Annotated in this window: 16 protein-coding genes; 9 read left to right on the top strand and 7 right to left on the bottom strand. The window is 70.8% G+C overall.

The annotated features are described in order from the left end of the window. Positions 1-51 precede the first annotated feature (51 nt). From Ari01nite_RS14500 to Ari01nite_RS14490, 3 genes are all read right to left on the bottom strand, one after another. Positions 52-558, bottom strand: coding sequence for a hypothetical protein (locus Ari01nite_RS14500; RefSeq protein WP_203781748.1), 507 nt, complete (start codon positions 556-558; stop codon positions 52-54). Positions 559-560: 2 nt separating this feature from the next. Next, positions 561-1457: an MBL fold metallo-hydrolase gene (locus Ari01nite_RS14495; RefSeq protein WP_203781747.1), complete on the bottom strand. Its 897-nt coding sequence runs from the start codon at positions 1455-1457 to the stop codon at positions 561-563. Positions 1458-1649: 192 nt separating this feature from the next. Further along, positions 1650-2750, bottom strand: coding sequence for an endo-1,4-beta-xylanase (locus Ari01nite_RS14490; RefSeq protein WP_239162749.1), 1101 nt, complete (start codon positions 2748-2750; stop codon positions 1650-1652). A 171-nt stretch (positions 2751-2921) separates the two neighbouring features. Here Ari01nite_RS14490 and Ari01nite_RS14485 point away from each other — a divergent pair, with 171 nt between their 5' ends. Then, positions 2922-4142, top strand: coding sequence for an ROK family transcriptional regulator (locus Ari01nite_RS14485; RefSeq protein WP_239162748.1), 1221 nt, complete (start codon positions 2922-2924; stop codon positions 4140-4142). 124 nt (positions 4143-4266) lie between these two features. On the opposite strand, the gene Ari01nite_RS14480 is transcribed toward Ari01nite_RS14485, so the two are convergent. Genes Ari01nite_RS14480 through Ari01nite_RS14470 form a run of 3 tightly spaced genes read right to left on the bottom strand, consistent with a single transcriptional unit; the run spans position 4267 to position 7678 of the window. Further along, positions 4267-5310 carry a polyprenyl synthetase family protein gene (locus tag Ari01nite_RS14480; RefSeq protein WP_203781746.1) on the bottom strand — a complete coding sequence of 348 codons (1044 nt, stop codon included), beginning with the start codon at positions 5308-5310 and terminating at the stop codon, positions 4267-4269. Then, entirely contained in the window at positions 5307-6296 is a 990-nt protein-coding gene (locus Ari01nite_RS14475; protein ID WP_203781745.1) for a terpene synthase family protein, read from the bottom strand. The genes Ari01nite_RS14480 and Ari01nite_RS14475 overlap by 4 nt, the downstream gene beginning before the upstream one ends. Beyond that, entirely contained in the window at positions 6293-7678 is a 1386-nt protein-coding gene (locus tag Ari01nite_RS14470) for a cytochrome P450 (protein ID WP_203781744.1), read from the bottom strand. The genes Ari01nite_RS14475 and Ari01nite_RS14470 overlap by 4 nt, the downstream gene beginning before the upstream one ends. A gap of 186 nt (positions 7679-7864) precedes the next feature. On the opposite strand from Ari01nite_RS14470, the gene Ari01nite_RS14465 reads away from it, so the two are divergent. Continuing rightward, on the top strand, positions 7865-10192 hold the full coding sequence (locus tag Ari01nite_RS14465; RefSeq protein ID WP_203781743.1) for an ATP-binding protein: 2328 nt from the start codon (positions 7865-7867) through the stop codon (positions 10190-10192). Here Ari01nite_RS14465 and Ari01nite_RS14460 read toward each other — a convergent pair. After that, positions 10170-10988: a DeoR/GlpR family DNA-binding transcription regulator gene (locus Ari01nite_RS14460; protein WP_239162747.1), complete on the bottom strand. Its 819-nt coding sequence runs from the start codon at positions 10986-10988 to the stop codon at positions 10170-10172. The genes Ari01nite_RS14465 and Ari01nite_RS14460 overlap by 23 nt on opposite strands. A 190-nt stretch (positions 10989-11178) precedes the next feature. Between Ari01nite_RS14460 and Ari01nite_RS14455 the strand changes: the two genes are divergently transcribed. The 7 genes from Ari01nite_RS14455 to Ari01nite_RS14425 are packed head-to-tail and all read left to right on the top strand — an operon-like array spanning position 11179 to position 17284. Continuing rightward, the gene (locus tag Ari01nite_RS14455; RefSeq protein ID WP_239162746.1) at positions 11179-12447 is read left to right on the top strand and encodes an ABC transporter substrate-binding protein; all 1269 of its coding nucleotides are present in this window, start codon (positions 11179-11181) and stop codon (positions 12445-12447) included. 55 nt (positions 12448-12502) lie between these two features. After that, positions 12503-13435, top strand: coding sequence for a carbohydrate ABC transporter permease (locus Ari01nite_RS14450; RefSeq protein WP_203781742.1), 933 nt, complete (start codon positions 12503-12505; stop codon positions 13433-13435). Position 13436: 1 nt separating this feature from the next. Continuing rightward, positions 13437-14279 carry a carbohydrate ABC transporter permease gene (locus Ari01nite_RS14445; RefSeq protein WP_203781741.1) on the top strand — a complete coding sequence of 281 codons (843 nt, stop codon included), beginning with the start codon at positions 13437-13439 and terminating at the stop codon, positions 14277-14279. Between the two features lie 30 nt (positions 14280-14309). Continuing rightward, complete coding sequence (locus tag Ari01nite_RS14440) at positions 14310-15173, top strand: ketose-bisphosphate aldolase (RefSeq protein ID WP_203781740.1); 864 nt, start codon at positions 14310-14312, stop codon at positions 15171-15173. A gap of 1 nt (position 15174) precedes the next feature. Continuing rightward, positions 15175-16356: an ADP-dependent glucokinase/phosphofructokinase gene (locus Ari01nite_RS14435; protein WP_203781739.1), complete on the top strand. Its 1182-nt coding sequence runs from the start codon at positions 15175-15177 to the stop codon at positions 16354-16356. Beyond that, positions 16353-16706 (top strand): cupin domain-containing protein, encoded by a 354-nt coding sequence (locus Ari01nite_RS14430; protein ID WP_203781738.1) that lies wholly within the window; start codon positions 16353-16355, stop codon positions 16704-16706. The genes Ari01nite_RS14435 and Ari01nite_RS14430 overlap by 4 nt, the downstream gene beginning before the upstream one ends. Positions 16707-16708: 2 nt before the next feature. After that, a complete protein-coding gene (locus Ari01nite_RS14425) occupies positions 16709-17284 on the top strand; it encodes a hypothetical protein (RefSeq protein ID WP_203781737.1) in 576 nt (191 codons plus the stop codon). Positions 17285-17881: the final 597 nt, after the last annotated feature.

The raw sequence follows: 17881 nt of genomic DNA, 5'->3' as shown, positions 1-17881 counted from the left end.
CACGCCGCCGGCATCCGGCCGGTGCGGCTCAACCGCCGCGGCCCGCCCGCGTCAGCCGGCGCCCCGGCCGACCCCGTCGTCGCCGACCTCGCCGAGTTGCTCGTCCGTCTCCGTCAGATCCGGTGGGACGTACGCCTCGACCGGGCGGAACTGCTCGAAGTAGCCGCCCGCGGTCACCCGCCAGTGCCACTGGGTGCTGGGCGGGCGTGCCAGCTGCCGTCGCACCTCGTCCTTGTCCCCGAGGTAGTAGGCCGGCCGGAAGTACACCGTGCCCGCATCGGCCCGCGGATGCAGCCGCAGCCGCGCAAGCAGGGCGACCGCCGCCTCCTCGGTTTTCGGAGCCGGGACCACGTAGGCCTCGTCGCCGTCCCCCTCGCAGCAGCTCCGCGTCTCGCAGACCTCCCACAGGACCGCCATCAGCCCGGCCAGGCCGCGGTCGACGCACGCCTCCCGGCCCGCGGCCCGCAGGTGGACCTGGCGGTGCCGGACCGCGACGAGCCCGCCGTTGATCCGCTGGCAGAGCAGGCACAGCGGGTACGGACCCAGCACCCGGGCCATGGCTAAACGGCGGTCCGCATCGGGCCGCCCAGCCAGGCGGTGGCGTCCGCCAGGGCGGCCACCAGGTCGAGGTCGCGGCCCTCGCTGTCGGCGTACACCCGGTGCAGGTTGAGCACCAGCCGCTCGGCGTCGGCCCAGCCGGCGAACTCGCCCAGGTCGGCCCGGCGGGCGGCCGCCAGCGGGGTCAGGCCGTCGACCATGCCGGCGGCCGCCACCGAGAGCACGTGGCGGTAGTACCGGCGGTGGTCGTCGAAGACCCGGGCGATGCCGTCGCCGGTCTGCACCGGACCGTGCCCCGGCACCAGGACCTCCGGGTCGAGCGCGGCCAGCCAGTCGATCGCGTCCAGCGCGCCGGTCACCGAGCCCATGAAGACCAGCGGCGTCAGCCCCGCGAAGACCAGGTCGCCGGCGAACAGCACCCGCTCCTCGGGCAGCCAGGCGATCAGGTCGCCCGGGGTGTGCGCGGTCCGTCCCGGATGCCGCACCTCGACCCGCCGGCCCCCGACGTGCACCGTCAGGTCGGAGGTGACCGTCAGGTCGGGCAGGCGCCGGCTGACCGGCCCCCAGTCGGGCACCGGCTGCCAGAAGGGCGGGCACCCGTCGATGATGGGGTCGACCCGCAGTCCCTCGCGCATGCGTTCGTGGCCGATCAGCACCGTCGTCACAGGCAACAGGCTATTGCCGTACGTGTGATCGCCGTGCTGATGAGTGTTGACCGCCCAGCGGATCGGGCGTTCCGGCAGCGCGTCCAGAAACCGCATCGTGCGGGCCGCGGTGGCGCACGTGTCGACCACCAGCATCCCGTCGTCGCCGGCCACCGCCCCCGCGTTGTTGAGCCACCAGGTGCCGTCCGGCTGCACCCACGCGTAGATGCCAGGCTTGAGCTCTTCCAGACTCATGCATAGACATTAGAGGCAAACGGTCTCAGCGCAGCACCAGCAGATCGAGCTCGTCGACGACCGGAGTTCGTCCGGGTGGCCCCGGCCAACCGGGCGACGCCGCAGCCGAGGTCGGGCAGGCGCATCCCCCGCCGCGGCTGGCAGGAATAGGTGCTCGGGGTGGTCACTACTGACCACCCCGAGCCCGGTGCGTCAGCGCGCGGCGGCCAGGGCGTCGCGCAGGGCGTAGTAGGCCGGCTTACGGCCGAAGTCGTCCCACATCACGGTGGCGGCGCCCTCGGCCGGGAAGAACACCGGCACCCACGAGTACTTGTCGGTGAAACCCCAGAGGGTGAACGAGTTGCAGTCGTCGACGGCCAGGCAGGCGTTCAGCGTGGTCGTGTAGTACCGCGCCTGGGTGGCCAGCTGCTCCTCGGTCGGCACACCGCCCTCGGGCAGGTCCATCCGGACGTCGAGCTCGGTGACCGCGGTGTAGAGGCCCAGGTCGTCGAAGCGCTGGAGCACCGACTGGAGCTGGTCCGGCGCGCCGTAGCGCATGCTCAGGTGGGCCTGCGAGGCGAAGCCGTGCAGCGGCACCCGGTCGGCGAGCAGCTGGCGGGCGAGCGCCTCGTACGCGTCCACCTTGACGCCCGGCCACTCCACGCCGTAGTCGTTGAGGAACAGCTGGGCCTTCGGGTCGGCCTGGTGCGCCCAGCGGAACGCGTCCGCCACGATCTCCGGGCCGAGCTCCCGGATCCAGATGTTCTCCTGGCGGTAGGCGCCGTTGCCGTCGAAGATCTCGTTGGCGACGTCCCACTGGTGGATCTGGCCGCGGTACCGGCCGACCACCGTGAAGATGTGCTTCTTGAGAATGGACCGCAGCTCGGCCTTGGTGAACGTGCCCTGCTCCAGCCACGCCGGATTCTGGCTGTGCCATAGCAGGGTGTGCCCGCGGACCGCCTGGCCGTGCTTGCGGGCGAACTTCACGATCGCGTCGGCCGGCCCGAAGTTGTACCGGTCGCGCTCGGGGTGGATGAACTCCCACTTCATCTGATTCTCCGGCGAGGCGGAGTTGAATTCGTGGGCCAGCACGGCCCGGTACTGCTTGTCGTTCGGGAACGGATCGGGGTACGGCTGGTCGACGTGGTGGCCGCCGCCGGCGACCGCGGTGCCGATTCGCAAGTCTCGGGGAGCCGCGGAACGTAACGTCTGCTTTTTACCGTGGGCGCCGCCGGCCTGGACCGGCTGGGCACCAATGCTGAGAAGTGCCGCCGCGGCGAGGACGGCCACGGCGGCACGGGTGGTCTTACGCAAGGTGACTCCTTAGAGGACATCGGAGGTACGCTCGTAACTTCCGGATGCTCCACGTAAGTTATGCGGACCAGCGGCTACCGTCAATGCGCAGGGGCGTTCCCGATCAAGCCGGAGCGGAGAAGGAACTTAGACTAAGGGTTGGCGGAGCTCTCAGTCGGCGAGGTGAACACCGTGAAACGCACATCCCGGGACATCCGGGTCGCGAACCGGTTCGAGGTGCTGCGGCACATCATCGCGGCCGGGACCGCGGCGCGGCAGCAGATCGCCGCGGACACCGGGCTGAGCCTCGCCACCGTGTCCAACCTCGTCGGCGAGCTGCTCCAGGTGGGCCTGCTCGAGGAGGTCGGATTCCAGGACTCGAACGGGGGGCGGCCGCGCGGCCTGGTCGCGGTGCACCGCGCCGGCGGGGTGCTGGCCGGCGTCGACGTGGCTGAGACGTACGTGCACGTGGAGCTCTTCGACGCGGCCTTCCGGGTGCTGGCCAGCGTCGAGGAGGAGCTGCACCCGTCGCAGGAGAGCCACCCCGAGCCGGTGGTCGCGCACATCGTCTCCAGCCTGCGCACGGTGCTGAGCCAGGCCGGCGTGGACGACGCCCAGCTGCTCGGCGTCGGGGTGAGCGTGCCCGGCCAGGTCGACCGGGACGGCGGCGTCTCGGTGTTCGCCCCGAACTGGGACTGGCACGACGTGCCGCTGCGCGACCAGCTGGCGGCCTCCCTGGACGTGCCGCTCTATCTGGACAACCCGCTGCGCGCCGGCGTGGTGGCCGAGCTGTGGTTCGGCGCCGGCCGCGGCCGGGACGACGTCGCCGTGCTCACCCTGGGCACCGGCATCGGGGCCGGTCTGGCGTTTCACGGGCAGCTCTACCGCGGCGCCACCAACAGCGCCGGCGAGTGGGGCCACACCACGCTGGTGATGGACGGACGGCCGTGCCGCTGCGGCAGCCGGGGCTGCGTGGAGGCGTACGTGGGCGCGCCCGGGATCATGACGCAGCTGCGCGAGCTCGCCCCGGACAGCCCGCTGCTGCACGAGGACGACCAGACCGCGACCATCGACGCGCTGGCCGCCGCCTACCGCGCGGGCGACCCGGTCGCGGTCGCGGTGGTCGCCGAGACCGCCCGCTACCTGGCGGTCGCCATCGCCGACCTGATCAACATGACCAACCCCGAGGTCGTGGTGCTGTCCAGCTGGGTCGCCGCCCGGCTGGGCGAGCCGCTGCTGGAGCACGCCCGGCCGCTGGTGGCCCAGCACGCCCTGCGCCGGCCGCTGGCGCACACCGAGATCACGATCTGCCAGATCGCCGGCAACCCGGTGAGCCTGGGCGCCGCGACGTTCGCGCTGGAGGGCTTCCTGTCCGCGATCGGCACGGACGCCCGCACACTGAGCCCGTCGTGACCGCCCGGATCGGGCTCGGACTGGCCGCGGGCGGCCGCCCGGGCTACCTCAACCTGGGCCGCGCCGCCGGCCTGCCGGCCCCGCGCGACCGATATTGGCGGGAACGCTCCGAGCTGCCCTGGAGTCAGTGGTCCCGGTCCACCGCCATCCGGAGAACGGCCCGCAGGTCCTCGGCGATCCGGGCGTCGAGCGGGAGCGATGCCAGGGCCGCCTCCGCCAGGTGGCTCCGGCGGGCCATCTCCGCCTGGGCCGACGCGCCTCCGCCGAGGCGCTCGATCAGCCCGGTCACGTCGTGGATCTCCTCGGGTGACAGTGGCCGGTGGTCCCGGTAGACCGCTTCGAGGCGGGCCGCCGCCGGGTGGTCGGCGCCGATCGCCGCCACCACCGGGAGGGTCATCTTGCGGCGGGCGACGTCGGCGCCGACCGGCTTGCCGCTGACCGCCGGGTCGCCCCGCAGACCGATCAGGTCGTCCGCGATCTGGAAGGCGACGCCGAGCTGCAGCCCGAACTCGCGGAGACCGGTCACGGTGGCCGGTGGCGCACCGGCCGTGATCGCCCCCATCGCACAGGCCGCGGCGATCAGCGCCCCGGTCTTGGCAGCGCTCATCGCCAGGCACTCCGCCGTGCCGATGCCGGTGCGCCGCTCGAATTCCAGGTCGGCACCCTGGCCCTCGACGAGGCCGAGCATCGCGACGCACAACTCGTGCACGAGCGGCACGCTCCGCGCCTCACGAGTGTTCTTGGCGAGCACGGCGAAGGCCAGGGTGAGCAGGGCATCACCGGCCAGTACCGCCTGCGCCCGGCCGAACACCGACCAGGCGGTCGGCACGCCCCGGCGGGTGGTGTCCTCGTCCATCACGTCGTCGTGCAGCAGCGAGAAGTTGTGCACCAGCTCCACGGCGGTCGCCGCGTCGAACGCATCGGCCGCCCGGCCACCCGCAGCCTGTGCGCAGGCGATGGCCAGGGCGCCGCGCAGCATTTTGCCGCTGCGCCGGTCGGCCGGAGCACCGTCGCGGTCGGCCCAGCCCAGGTGGTAGTAGGCCACCGTCCGGCTCGGGCCGGTGAGACTCGAGACCGCCAGCCGCAGATGCGGTTGCAGCCGCCGGCGAGCGACCGCGAGCAGGCCCAGCGCGCGGTCGCGGTCGCTCCGGGACAGCGCGACGGTCATGACCCGTTGCCCAGCAGCGTCGCCTCGAGATAGTTCTCCGGCGAGCGCAGGGCCTCCGCGGTGTACCGGTGGGTGCGCCGCGACCACAGGTTGTTGCCGGTGATCCAGGACCGCATACCGGCGGTCACCCGGGTCAGCACCGCAGCGTGCGCGGGACGCCGGTGGAGCAGCTCCCGCTCGTGTCGGACGTAACGTGCCGTCTCGGCCGCTGTCTCGGCGCGGACGTGCTGCCGGGCCGCCGACGACGGCCAGCGGCGGTGGTGCTCCACCAGGTAGACGAGGTTGTGCACCTCCCCGTGCGCGCGTTCCTTCTCCAGCGAGTAGAAATCGTTGGTCCAGCACACCACGTTGCAGGCGGCGTCGAGCGCCGCTGCGAAGTCGGCCGAGGCGACCACCTCCGGCGCCAGTTCCACGCCCTCGACGATCTCGATCAGGTCCATGCAGACGTAGATGGCGCCGGTGTGCCGGCGATTGCGGATGTACGTCCGCTCGTCCGGCACCACCTGCCGCACGCGGTTGGCAGCCTCCCACTCGGTCGCCTGGCGCAGGCATTCGTCCAGGTGGCCGGCGAAGCGGGCACGCCAGGCGGCGCTGGTGCCGGCGGAGGTACGGGTCCACAGATCGGCGAGGGCCACCAGTGCCGGCGAATCGGGCTCCGCCCCGCGCAGCACCGCGCTCATCTCCTGGCGCATCTTGCGGCCCGCGGTCAGGTCGGTGCCGAAGACGCCGTCATCGAGCTGATCGTCGATCAGGAACAGCCAGGCGAACCACTGCGCGACGAGGGCGCAGCGCCGGGCGTCCGCGGACGGATGAACCACGGCGGCGAACCACGCGAAATCCGCGCGGTCGAACCGCCGGAGCGCCGGAGTCTCCCGGACCAGGCCGAGGTTCCGGACCCAGGAGGCGAGGTGCTCGCGCGCGAACGACACGTGCGGGTTGACCGCACCGGGGAACGGGCAGTCGATGTCGAGGGGTTCGTCGGTCACCGGGGCGCCCCTTCCGGATCGGCCGTGCGGCCGGACTCGCGCGGCAGCACCCGCAGGTGCACGCCGCCCTTGGGATGCAATGTGATCAGCGGGTCCGGGCTGATCTCGAACGGCTCGTAGGGCGCCACGAACCGGTGGTGCTGGGCGATGGTCGCCAGCACCAGCGTCAGCTCGGTGAGGGCGAAGTGTTTGCCGATGCACACGCGCTGACCGCTGCCGAACGGCACGTACGCGTGTTTCGGGCGTTCCGCCACCCGCTCGGGACTGAACCGGGTCGGGTCGAACCGCTCCGCGTCGGGCCAGAAATCCGGATGCCGGTGCAGCAGATAGCTGTTGATCAAAACGTTGGTACCGGCCGGAATCCGGTGGCCCCCGATCTCGTCCGGCTTCCGCGCCCGTCGCATGAACTGATAGGCCGGCGAGTAGAGCCGCAGGGTCTCGTCCACGACCATCCGGATGTACGGCAGGTTGGCCAGATCGGCGAATTCCGGCGTACGACCACCCAGCACGGTGTCGACCTCGGCGTGCACCGCGGCCTCGACCTCCGGATGCCGGGCCAGCAGATAGAACGCCCAGGCAAGCGTGTTCGTGGTCGTCTCGTAGGCGCCGATGCAGAGGTTCAGGACCTCGTCGTGCAGTTGCTGGGCGTCCATCGCCCGGTCGTCGTCCACGCTGTTGAGCAGCAGCGTCAGCAGGTCGGCCCGATCGTCGGCCCGGGCGCCCGCCTCGACCCGCTCGCGGACCGACGTCGCGACGAAGTCGTCCATCCGGGCGATCGCCGAGCGCAACCGCCGATGCGCCCGGGTCGGCACCGACAGCGGCGGGAACGGGAACCGGAAGTAGCGGCCGAGGATCGTGTTCGCTTCACCGAACGCCTCCTCGAAGGCACGCGCCCGGGGTCCGACGGCCGCGCTGAACAGCGACCGGTTCACGATGCGCAGCGCCAGCTGGCCGATGGCGTCGGTCAGGTCGACGATGCTCCCGGGCCGCCACTGGCGGGCGGTCAGCTCGGTCTCCTCGGTCATGAACTCCGCGAACCGCTGCACCGTGCGGGGGGTGAAGTGCGGCGCCATCATCCGCCGCTGGCGACGCCAGAGCTCGATGTCGGCGTTGCCGATCAGTCCCTGGCGCAGCACCGGCCGGACGATCCGGAAGAGGACCGCGTTCTTGTCGTAGTTCTCGCCGTTCTCGACCAGGACGTGCTGAATGTAGTCGGGATGGTTGACCAGCACGACCGGCAGGCCGAGCAGGCTGAACCGGTAGACGTCACCGCAGTCGTCCACCCCGGTGCCGAGGAAGCCGAGGGGGTTGCGGCGGAAGGCCAGCGCGCTGGATACGCCGAGGCGGGACGTGTGGCGCGGTAACGGCGGGGCCGGCTTCATGTCAGCTCACCTTTTCTATTCTCGGCTGCTCCACTCTGGACGGAGATGGCCGCCGGTCACCAGGCAGGCAAACGGCAACTGAACGGCAGTTCGCCGGAAGCCCGGCCGGCCGGGGCGCCACCGGCAGGGCAGCGCGGAGGTCAACTCGCTGTCAGACTGTGCTGACGTCAAGCGCTGGGGGGGCGCATGTTCGGACAGCTTGTGGGCGAATACCGGCGACGAGCGGGCCTGACACAGGAGGAACTGGCCGCTCGCACCGGAGTCAGCGCACGCACGATCCGGGAGCTGGAAGCGGGCCGGGTGACCGCGCCGCGGCAGGCTTCCGCGCGCCGCCTGGCCGACGGGTTCGGCCTGGACGGCGCGTCCCGGGCGAGATTCTTCCGGGCCGCCAGCGGCGCCGGCCTCCCACCGATCGGTGCCGCCGGCCCGGTGACGCCCGCGCAGCTGCCGACCGAGGTGGCCGGCTTCACCGGTCGCGCCGCCGAGCTGGACCGCCTCGACGCCCTGCTCGCTGCCGACGGACGCAGCACCGCGGTGATCTGCGCGGTGGCCGGCACGGCCGGCGTGGGCAAGACCGCGCTGGCCGTACGCTGGGCTCATCGCCGCCGGAAGCGTTTCCCGGACGGCCAGCTCTACCTGGACCTGCGCGGCTACGACCCGGACCGGCCGGTCGACCCGGGCGAGGCGCTGACCCGGCTGCTGTCCGCGCTGGGGGTACCGATGGACGAGATCCCGGTCGGCCTGGACGAGCGCGCCGCGGCCTACCGCACCAGGCTCGCCAACCGGCGGATGCTGGTCCTGCTGGACAACGCCGGGACGGTCGAGCAGGCCCGCCCGCTGTTGCCCGGCGCCGGCCGGTGCGTGGTCCTGGTGACCAGCCGGGACAGCATGCCCGGGCTGGTGGCGCGGGAGGGGGCCCACCGGCTGGTGCTGGACCCGCTGCCGGGCGCCGACGCGACCGCTCTGCTGCGCCGGCTCGTCGGCCCCCGCGTCGACACCGAGCCGGCGGCCGCCGCCGAGCTGGTGTCCCGGTGCGCCGGGCTTCCGCTGGCGTTACGGATCGCCGCCGAGCTGGCCGCCGGGCGGCCGGACGGCTCGCTGGCCGCCCTGGTGGCCGAGCTGTCCGACCGGCGGCGGCTCGGCCTGCTGGATCCCGGCGGCGACCCGCGGTCGGCGGTGACCACCGTTTTCTCCTGGTCGGTCCGTGCCCTCACGGAGCCGGCGGCGCGGACGTTCCGGCTGCTGGGGCTGCATCCCGGGCCGCATTTCGACGTGCACGCGGTCGCCGCGACGGCCCGGCTCGACCTGGCGCACGCGCGGCGAATTCTCCGCGAGCTGACCCGGGCACACCTGATTCACCGGGTCGGCGCGGAGCGTTACGGCATCCACGATCTGCTGCACGCCTACGCCGCGCATCTCGCCACCGACGCCGGCGACCACACCGGTCCGGCGCTGGACCGGCTCCGGCGGCACTACCTGTCGATGGCCACGGCGGCGACCGACACCCTCTATCCGGAGCAGGCGGTCCGCCGCCCGCGGACCGCACCGCCGCCGCCGTCGGCACCCGACGTAACCACTCCCGACGCCGCCCGGGCCTGGCTGGACGCCGAGCGCGCCAGCCTGGTCGCGACCGTGCTGCAGTGCGCCGCCCAGGGCCGAGCCGACCAGGCGGTGCGGTTGAGCAGCACGCTGTTCCGCTACCTGCAGGGCGGGCACTACACCGACGCGCTGACCGTGGGCGAGTGTGCCAGCGACGCCGCCCGGCGGGCCGGCGACCCGGCCGGTGAGGCGTCCGCCCAGCTGGGCATCGGCACGGTCTACCACCGGCTCGGCCGGCTCGACGAGGCGACCACCAGGCTGCATCGGGCGCTGACGCTGTTCCGGGACGTGGGCGACCTCCTCGGCGAGGCGCGCGCGCTGAGCAACCTCGGCGAGGTCGAGGCGCGGCACGGTTTCTATCCCGAAGCGGCCGATTACCAGCTCCGCGCGCTAGCCCTGCACGAGCAGGTGGGTGATCGCAGCGGCGTGGCGGGCGCGCTGACCAACCTGGGCGAGATCAGGGAGCGGTTGGGCGACTTCTCCGCCGCCGCCGCATATCAGCAGCGGGCCCTGGCGTTGTTCCGCGAGATCGGCGAGCCGGACGGCGAGGCCTCCGCGCTGAACGGCCTGGGCGAGGCCTCCCGGCACGCGGGCTACCCGGCCGACGCCGCCACCCACCACAGCGCCGCCCTGTCGGTGGCCACCGGCGCCAACCTCCCCGACGAGCAGGCCCGGGCACACGCCGGACTCGGCCGGGCCCACCACGACCTGGGCTTCGCCGTCTTTGCCTGGGACCACTACCAACGGGCGTTGGCGGGCTACCGCGACCTGGGCCTGCCGCAGGCCGACGCGGTCCACGCCGAGGTCGCCACCCTCGCCCGCCCCGCACCGGAGGAGCCCGGCACCGGCGAGAACAGCGCCGGCGAGAACGGCGCCGGCGGGAACGGCGGCTCTAGCCTTTCGGCCCCGGGGTGATCAGCTGCACCCCGGCCGCGGCCAGCGCGTCGCGCAGGCCGGCCGGCGGGGCGGTGTCGGTGATCAGGTAGTCGGCGCTGGCCAGCTCGGACACCTGGGCGAACAGCCGGCGGCCGAACTTCGACGAGTCGGCCAGGATGGCCACCCGGGTGGCGCGCGCGATCATCTCCTGCATCATCGCGGCCTCGGCGAGATTGCTGGTCGTGTAGCCGGTCTCGGCGTCGATCGCGCCCACGCCGATCAGCGCCAGGTCGCAGCTGATGTCCAGGTCGGCGCCGGTGTTCGCGCGGAAGCTGACCGGCCCGACGGTGGCCAGCGTGAGCGAGCGCACCGCGCCGCCGAAGAAGTAGATGTCCCGGATCGCGGTGGGCGGCAGCGCGCCCGGCACCAGCAGGTTGTTGGTGGCCACCGTGAGGTCGCGGTGCTGGCGCAGCTCGCGGGCCAGCGCCAGGGTGGTGGTGCCGCCGTTGATCATGATGGTGGAGCCGTCCTGGACCAGCGGGGCGGCCAGCGCCGCGATCTTCCCCTTCTCCTCCTCCTGGAGGGTCAGCCGCTGGTCGACCGCGCGGTCGGTGCGCGAGATCGTCGACAGACTGACCGCCCCGCCGTACGTGCGCACCAGCACCCCGTCGGCGCTCAGCTGGTCGAGATCGCGCCGCACGGTGTCGATCGACACGCCGAAACGCTCGGCCAGCTCCCCCACCGTGACCTGACCGGCGTCGGCGACGTACGCGGCCAGCTGAGCCTTGCGGCCGGCCGGCAGATGGCGCTGTCGCTCGTCCCTGTCAACGCTCACTGGTCCCCCTCATAAGTGCGGCAGTATGCCACAACCGTGCGGTCATGCCGCAAATTGACGCCGAGAGCCGCCTCCATCTTGCCACACTGTGCTGTTTCTTGCGGTTCTTCGCTTGTCCACCGACGTAACACGCTGCTAACGTGACGCCAACCCAGCAGAGAACAGAAAGATCTCGATAGAAGGAGCTGCCATGAAGCGACTCTTAGGGGCAGTAACGGCGGCCGCACTGGTCGCGTTCGTGGGGGCGTGCGGTTCGGGTGACTCGGGCGAGACCAGCGCGGACGGCACCGTCACGCTGGAGTTCGCCCAGTGGTGGGCGCCCGAGCTCCCGGCCGGCGAGTTCGACAAGCTGATCACCGAGTTCACGACGCAGAACCCGAACATCAAGGTCAAGCTGCTGAGCGCGCCGTACGCTTCGACCAAGCAGCAGCTGGTCACCGGCGCGGCGTCCAAGACCCTGCCGGACGTGGTGGGCCTGGACGGCGCCTGGGTCAACGACTTCGCCAAGCAGGGCGCGATCACCGACCTGTCCAAGCTGATGACCGAGGCCGGCTACGACGCGAGCCAGCTCGCCAGCCAGGTGCAGTACAAGGACGCGACCTACATGATCCCGGTGGTCAACTTCGTGTACCCGCTGTTCGTCAACCAGGACCTGCTGTCCAAGGCCGGCGTCAGCGCGGTGCCGGGCACCCGCACCGAGTTCGCCGACGCGGCCAAGAAGATCAGCGCGACCGGCGGCAACGTCAAGGGCTGGGCGCTCCCGCTCGACACCGCGGTCCCGAACGGCATCCAGAACGACGTGATGTCCTGGCTGTGGGCGTCCGGCGGTTCGATGCTCGCCGACGGCAAGCCGGCCCTCACCACCCCGCAGGTCAAAAGCGTGGTCGAGTACGTGAAAAGCCTGAACGACGCCGGCGTCATCGCACCCGGCGCGCTCACCATGAAGGAACAGGACAAGGTCGAGAAGTTCACCACCGGCCAGGTCGGCATGATGATCGACTCGCTGGCGCACATCAACCTGATCAAGAAGAACGCCCCGGACCTGAAGTTCGCGGTGGCACCGCTGCCCGCCGAGGACGGCTACACCGGCAAACGCGGGATCCCGTACGCGTCCTGGGGTATCGGGGTTGCCGATTCGTCCGACCACAAGGCCGAGGCGTTCAAGCTCGTGCAGTTCCTGCTGAGCAAGGAGACCAACGGCAAGCTCGCCACGCTGGCGAACGGCTTCCCCGGCAACAAGACCGCCGAGCCCGACTTCAGCAACAGCGACCCGCTGTTCAAGACCGCCTTCGACATCTACCAGCAGGGCACCCCGGCCAACGAGTTCGTCGGCCTGCCGAAGTCCGAGGAACTGATGCGCAGCTTCGACGAGCAGCTCCAGCTCGTGCTGACCGGCAAGGCGAGCGTCGACGACGCCCTCGCCAAGTCGCAGGAATCCTGGTCGTCGGTCATCGGCTAGTCGGCCCGGACGCCGCGCCGGTTCGCCGCCGGCGCGGCGCCGCTGAAGGAGAACGATGACTTTGCTATCCGCAGTGGAAACCGCGGTCGAGCCAGAGACGCCACCACGCAACCGGCCGAGCGCCGCCCGCCGTGTGGTCCCGTACGGCTATCTGTCCCCGACTTTGATTTTGATCGTGGTTCTGATGGTGGTCCCGATCGTCATGGTGATCGGGTACTCCTTCCGGGACAACGTGATCGTGCAGGAGAACTCGGTCTTCGCCGGGCTGGCCAACTACTCCAAGGTGCTCACCGACCCGGACTTCCTGGTCGCGATCAAGAACACCGCCGTCTTCATCACCGTCAGCATGGTGGCCCACCTGGCGCTCGGCCTGGCCTTCGCAATGATGCTCAACACCAGGCTGCTGGGCGGGGTCACCAAGGCGCTGTTCCGGCTCGTCTACATCCTGCCGTGGCTGTTCACGATCGCGGTGATCGCGGTCATCTGGCGGCTGCTGGTCGACCCGGCCGGCGTGCTCAACTACGTACTGCAGACCCTGGGTTTGATCCAGGAAGGCGTGGACTGGCTCGGCGATCCGAGTAAGGCGCTCTGGGTCGTGACGTTCGCGAACATCTGGTCCGGCTACCCGTTCTTCATGATCAGCCTGTTGGCCGGGCTCCAGGGCATACCGCATGACCTGTACGAGGCGGCCGCCGTGGACGGCGCCAACCCGGTGCAGCGGTTCCTGCACGTGACGCTCCCCCAGCTGCGCCCGGTGATCATCAGCATGGCGGTGCTCGACCTGATCTGGACGTCCCAGCAGTTCGCGCTGATCTGGATGATGACCGGCGGCGGGCCGCTGAACGCCACCGAGATGCTCAGCACCTACACCTACAAGCAGGCGTTCAGCGAGTACGAGTTCGCGACCGCGTCGGCGGCTGCCGTGATCGTCCTGCTCCTCACGATGGTTCTGGCCTTCTTCTACGTACGCCAGCAAAGGGAGCGCTGACATGGCGACCGTCACGACCCGGCGCACCCTCGCCAAGGCCGGCGTCCTCACCGGGCTGACCGCCGGCGCGCTCTTCGCCGGCCTGCCCGTGCTGTGGATGCTCTCCACCTCGTTCAAGGGCAACGGGGAGGTTTTCCAGTCACCGCCGAAGCTGATCACGGAGAACTTCTCGTTCGACGCGTACCGCGAAATCCTCGGCAACGGCGCCCAGCTGCGGTTCTTCCTCAACAGCTACATCGTCGCGCTGTCGGTGACGGCACTGACGCTCCTGGTCGCCATTCTGGCCGGGTACGCGTTCAGCCGATTCACTTTCCCGTTCCACCGCACCATCAACGCCGTCATCGTCAGCGTGCAGGCGGTGCCGCCGATCACGCTGGTCATTCCCTATTTCGGGCTGGTCGTTGCGCTCGGCCTCTACAACACGTATTCCGGCCTGATTCTCACGCACATGGTGTTCACCCTGCCGTACGCGATCATCATGACCACCGCGTACCTGAACACGCTGCCCCGGGAACTGGACGAGTCCGTCAAGGTCGACGGCGGCAACAGCTGGACCGCGCTGTGGCGGATCCTGGTGCCGATCTCGGTACCGGGCCTGGTCGCGGTCGGCGTCTACACGTTCATGATCTCGTGGAACGAGTACCTGTTCGCGCTGACGCTCACCCGCACCGACGACATGCGCACCGTGCCCATCGGCATTCAGCTGCTCATGGGCCAGCACTCGTACGAGTGGAACCAGATGATGGCGATGAGCATCCTCGGCTCCATTCCCGTACTCGTCCTCTTTTTGCTCTTCCAGAAACGGTTCATCGGCGGGCTCACCTCCGGTGCCGTCAAGGCCTGATTTTTCTTTGTCTTAAGGAGAAACGCGGAAATGCTGACGACCGGCAAGGCGATCCTGGATGTCGCTAACGAGAACAGCTTCGCCGTGCCCGCCTTCAACATCAGCGACTGGGCCATGTTCCAGGGCATCGTGGAGATCAGCGAGGAGAAGAACGCCCCGCTGATCGTCGGAATCCACCCGGACGAGGTCCGGCACATCGGCCGGGAGATGATCACCGGCATCGTGGAGCGGTCGCACCGCGCCAGCGTGCCGGTCGCCATCCACTGGGACCACGGCGCCACCTACGAGCAGATCCTCCAGGCGGTCCAGTTCGGCTTCACCTCGGTCATGATCGACGGCTCGCTGAAGCCGTTCGAGGAGAACGTGGCGATCTCGAAGAAGGTCACCGACTCCGCGCACGTCCTGGGCCTGTCGGTGGAGGCCGAACTCGGCACGATCGGCGCCAACGACAGCTACGCCGAGGCCGGCGCCGCCGAGATCATCTACACCGACCCGGACGACGCGGTCACGTTCGTCGAGCTGACCGGCGTGGACAGCCTGGCCGTGGCGATCGGCACGTTCCACGGCTTCTATCCCGCGCACCTCAAGCCGGAGCTGAAGCTCGACCTGCTCAAGGAGATCAAGAGCCGGGTGCAGATCCCGCTGGTGCTGCACGGCGGCTCCAACAACCCGGACGACGAGATCGCCGAGGCCTCCCGGATCGGCATCAACAAGATCAATATCTCCACCGACATCAAGGTGGCCTACCACAACCGGATGCGCGAGGTGCTGGGCAACGACCCCAAGGTGCGCGAGCCCAACGCCATCCAGCCGGCGTGCATCGAGGCCATGCAGGTGGTCGCGGCCCAGAAGATCGACCTGTTCGGTGCCACCGGCAAGGGCTCGCTGTACTGACATGGCGGCGGCGTCCCGAGTGGTCCTCGGCCTGGGCGGTTGCGTCGACTACGAGCTCAAGCTCACCGCCGGCGTGCTGGAGCGCCTGGTGGCCGGCTACGACATCGTGGAGCTGACGCCGCCGGCGACGGTCGCCGACGAACGGGACCTCGTGGTGTCGATCCTCTCCTACGTCGCGCGCGGCGGGGGTGGTGAGCATTTCGTCGCCTCCGCCGCGACACTGTCCACGTTCGCGGACCGGTTCCCGCACCGCACGACGCTGGGCGGCACGTCGGTGCGGGCCGGGCTCGTGCTCGACCGGCTCGGCGTGCCGTCCACCCAGCACCTGGTCAGCGTGAACGACGTCGTCCGGCGACTGTTGCCGGCGAGCACCGAGTACGTTTCCAGCGGCGCCGAGGACACCTTCTACCCGCACCTGATCGTCCAGTACGACCGGGGCCTGGCCGTACCGAGCCTCGGCATCACGGCGCCGTTCCCGAACCGCCTGATCTACGTCAACGACCTGGCCAACGAGTCGATGGCGCTCACCGGCGAACTGGGCGACCGGCTGGCCCGGGCCAAGGTCTTCCTGATCTCGGGCTTCAACGCGATGCGCGACAAGGACCTGCTCGACCGGCGGCTGGACACGTTGCGGACACACCTCCGGCGACTGCCGGCCGGGGCGGTGACCTACTTCGAGGACGCCGCCTACCACGAGCCCGCGTTCAGCCGGCGGGTCCGCGAGAAACTGCAAAACCACATTGACGTGTACGGGTTGAACGAGGACGAGTTGCAGGCGTACCTGGACCGCCCGGTCGACCTGCTGTCGGCCCGCGACGTGGCAGCGGCACTGACCGAGGTGCACGCCCTCATCCCGGTGCCGGCCCTGGTGCTGCACACCAAATACTGGGCGGCGGCGCTCGGCGAAAGCGCGAACCTTGTGGAGGCGCTGGAAACCGGCACGCTGATGGCCGCGGTCCGCTACTGCCACGGCGACGACTTCACCGACGCGGACGTGGCCGCCACGCGCCGGCGACCGCGACGGCCCGCGGACTTCGCCGAGGCGCTGCGGGCCGAGCTGGGCGACCGGGTCCGCTGCGTGCCCGGCTTCGCGCTGGACGTCGCCGATCCCACCACGGTGGGGCTGGGGGACACGTTCGTCGGCGGTTTCCTGTCGGCCATCGCCAAGGGGCGTTCATCGTGATCGAGATACTTTCCGCGAACCAGCCCGCGACGTTCTATCGCGGCGCCGGCCGGATAGCCGAGTTCCGCAACCTGCCGGCGCTGGCCGACCGCCCCGAGGACTGGGTGGGGTCGACGACCAGCCGGTTCGGCCTGGCACCCTCCGGCCTGTCCACGTTGTCCGACGGCCGGCTGCTGGTGGAGGCGATCGCGGACGACCCGCTGTGGTGGCTCGGCCCCGGCCGCACCGACACCGGCATCCTGGTCAAGCTGCTCGACGCGGGCCAGCGGCTGCCCCTGCACGCGCATCCCGATCGGCGTTTCGCCACCGCGCACCTGGCTTCCCGTACGGGAAAACCGAAGCCTGGGTGATCGTGTCGGCGCGGCCCGGCGCGTACGTCCACCTGGGTTTTGCCCGTGACGTGGAAACCGCCGAGCTGGCCGGCTGGGTGGCCGCGCAGAAGACCGACGAAATGCTGGCCGCCACCAACCGCATCCCGGTGGCGGCGGGCGACGCGATCCTGTGCCCCGCCGGCCTGCCACACGCGATCGGCGACGGCATCCTGCTGGTGGAGATCCAGGAGCCGACCGACTTCTCGGTGCTGCTGGAGAACTTCGGCGTCCCCGACGGACATTTGGGCCTGGGCTACGACCTGGCCCTGGAGTGCGTAGACCGGGGCGCGTGGAGCCCGTCGCGGATCGAGTCGCTGCGCGGCGCGTCCCTGCCCGCAGCCGCCGACGAATTCTTCAGCGCGCGGCGCCTGCGCGGCGGCGACAAGTTGGCGCAGGGCTTCAGCGTCCTGGTCGCGGTGTCCGGGGCGGGCCGGCTGACGGGCGCGGGCTTCGAGCTTCCGGTCCGGCTCGGCGACACGCTTCTGGTGCCGTACGCGGCCGGCCCGCTCCGCCTGACCGGCGCCGTCGAGGTGATCAGGCTGGCCCCCGCTCCCTGACCCGAGCAGCTCGCGACTCGCTCCCGCGGCGGCGCTGAGCTAGCAAGCCGACAGACCGCGAAGTCACGCAGCCGAAATCCCAGCCGTCCGCGAATCCGATCGGCGCCCGCGCACGCCACCCACGAGCCGAGGTCGCGCCGCGCGCGTGCGGGGTGCGGGGCGGAGCGCGACGTGCGGGGCGGAGCGCGACGTGCGGGGCGGGGTGCGGAGCGCGAAGTGCGCGGCGCGATCTTGTCGATCTGCTGCCACCGAGCAACCGCAATTCGACAACCTCGCGGCCGACACGCGGCGCGCGGGGTGCGGCGCGCGACGTGCGGCGCGGGGGGGCGCGGGGTGCAGAGCGCGGAGTGCGCGGCGCAATCTTGTCGATCTGCTGCCACCGAACAGCCACCGAACAACCGCAATTCGACAACCTCGCGGCCGACAAGCGGCGCTACCACTCGATCTTGTCGATCTGCTGCCGCTGAGCCGCAGAGCAACCGTAAAACGACAACCTCGCGGCCGACGTGCGGCGCGCGACGTGCGGTGCGGAGCGCGGGGTGCGGAGCGCGGGGTGCGGAGCGCTGAGCGCGGGGTGCGGGGTGCGGAGCGCGGGGT

This window comes from Paractinoplanes rishiriensis (assembly GCF_016862375.1).
Lineage (GTDB): Bacteria > Actinomycetota > Actinomycetes > Mycobacteriales > Micromonosporaceae > Actinoplanes > Actinoplanes rishiriensis.
Note: the sequence above shows the minus strand (reverse complement) of the source record. Positions and strands in the feature narration are given on the sequence as shown.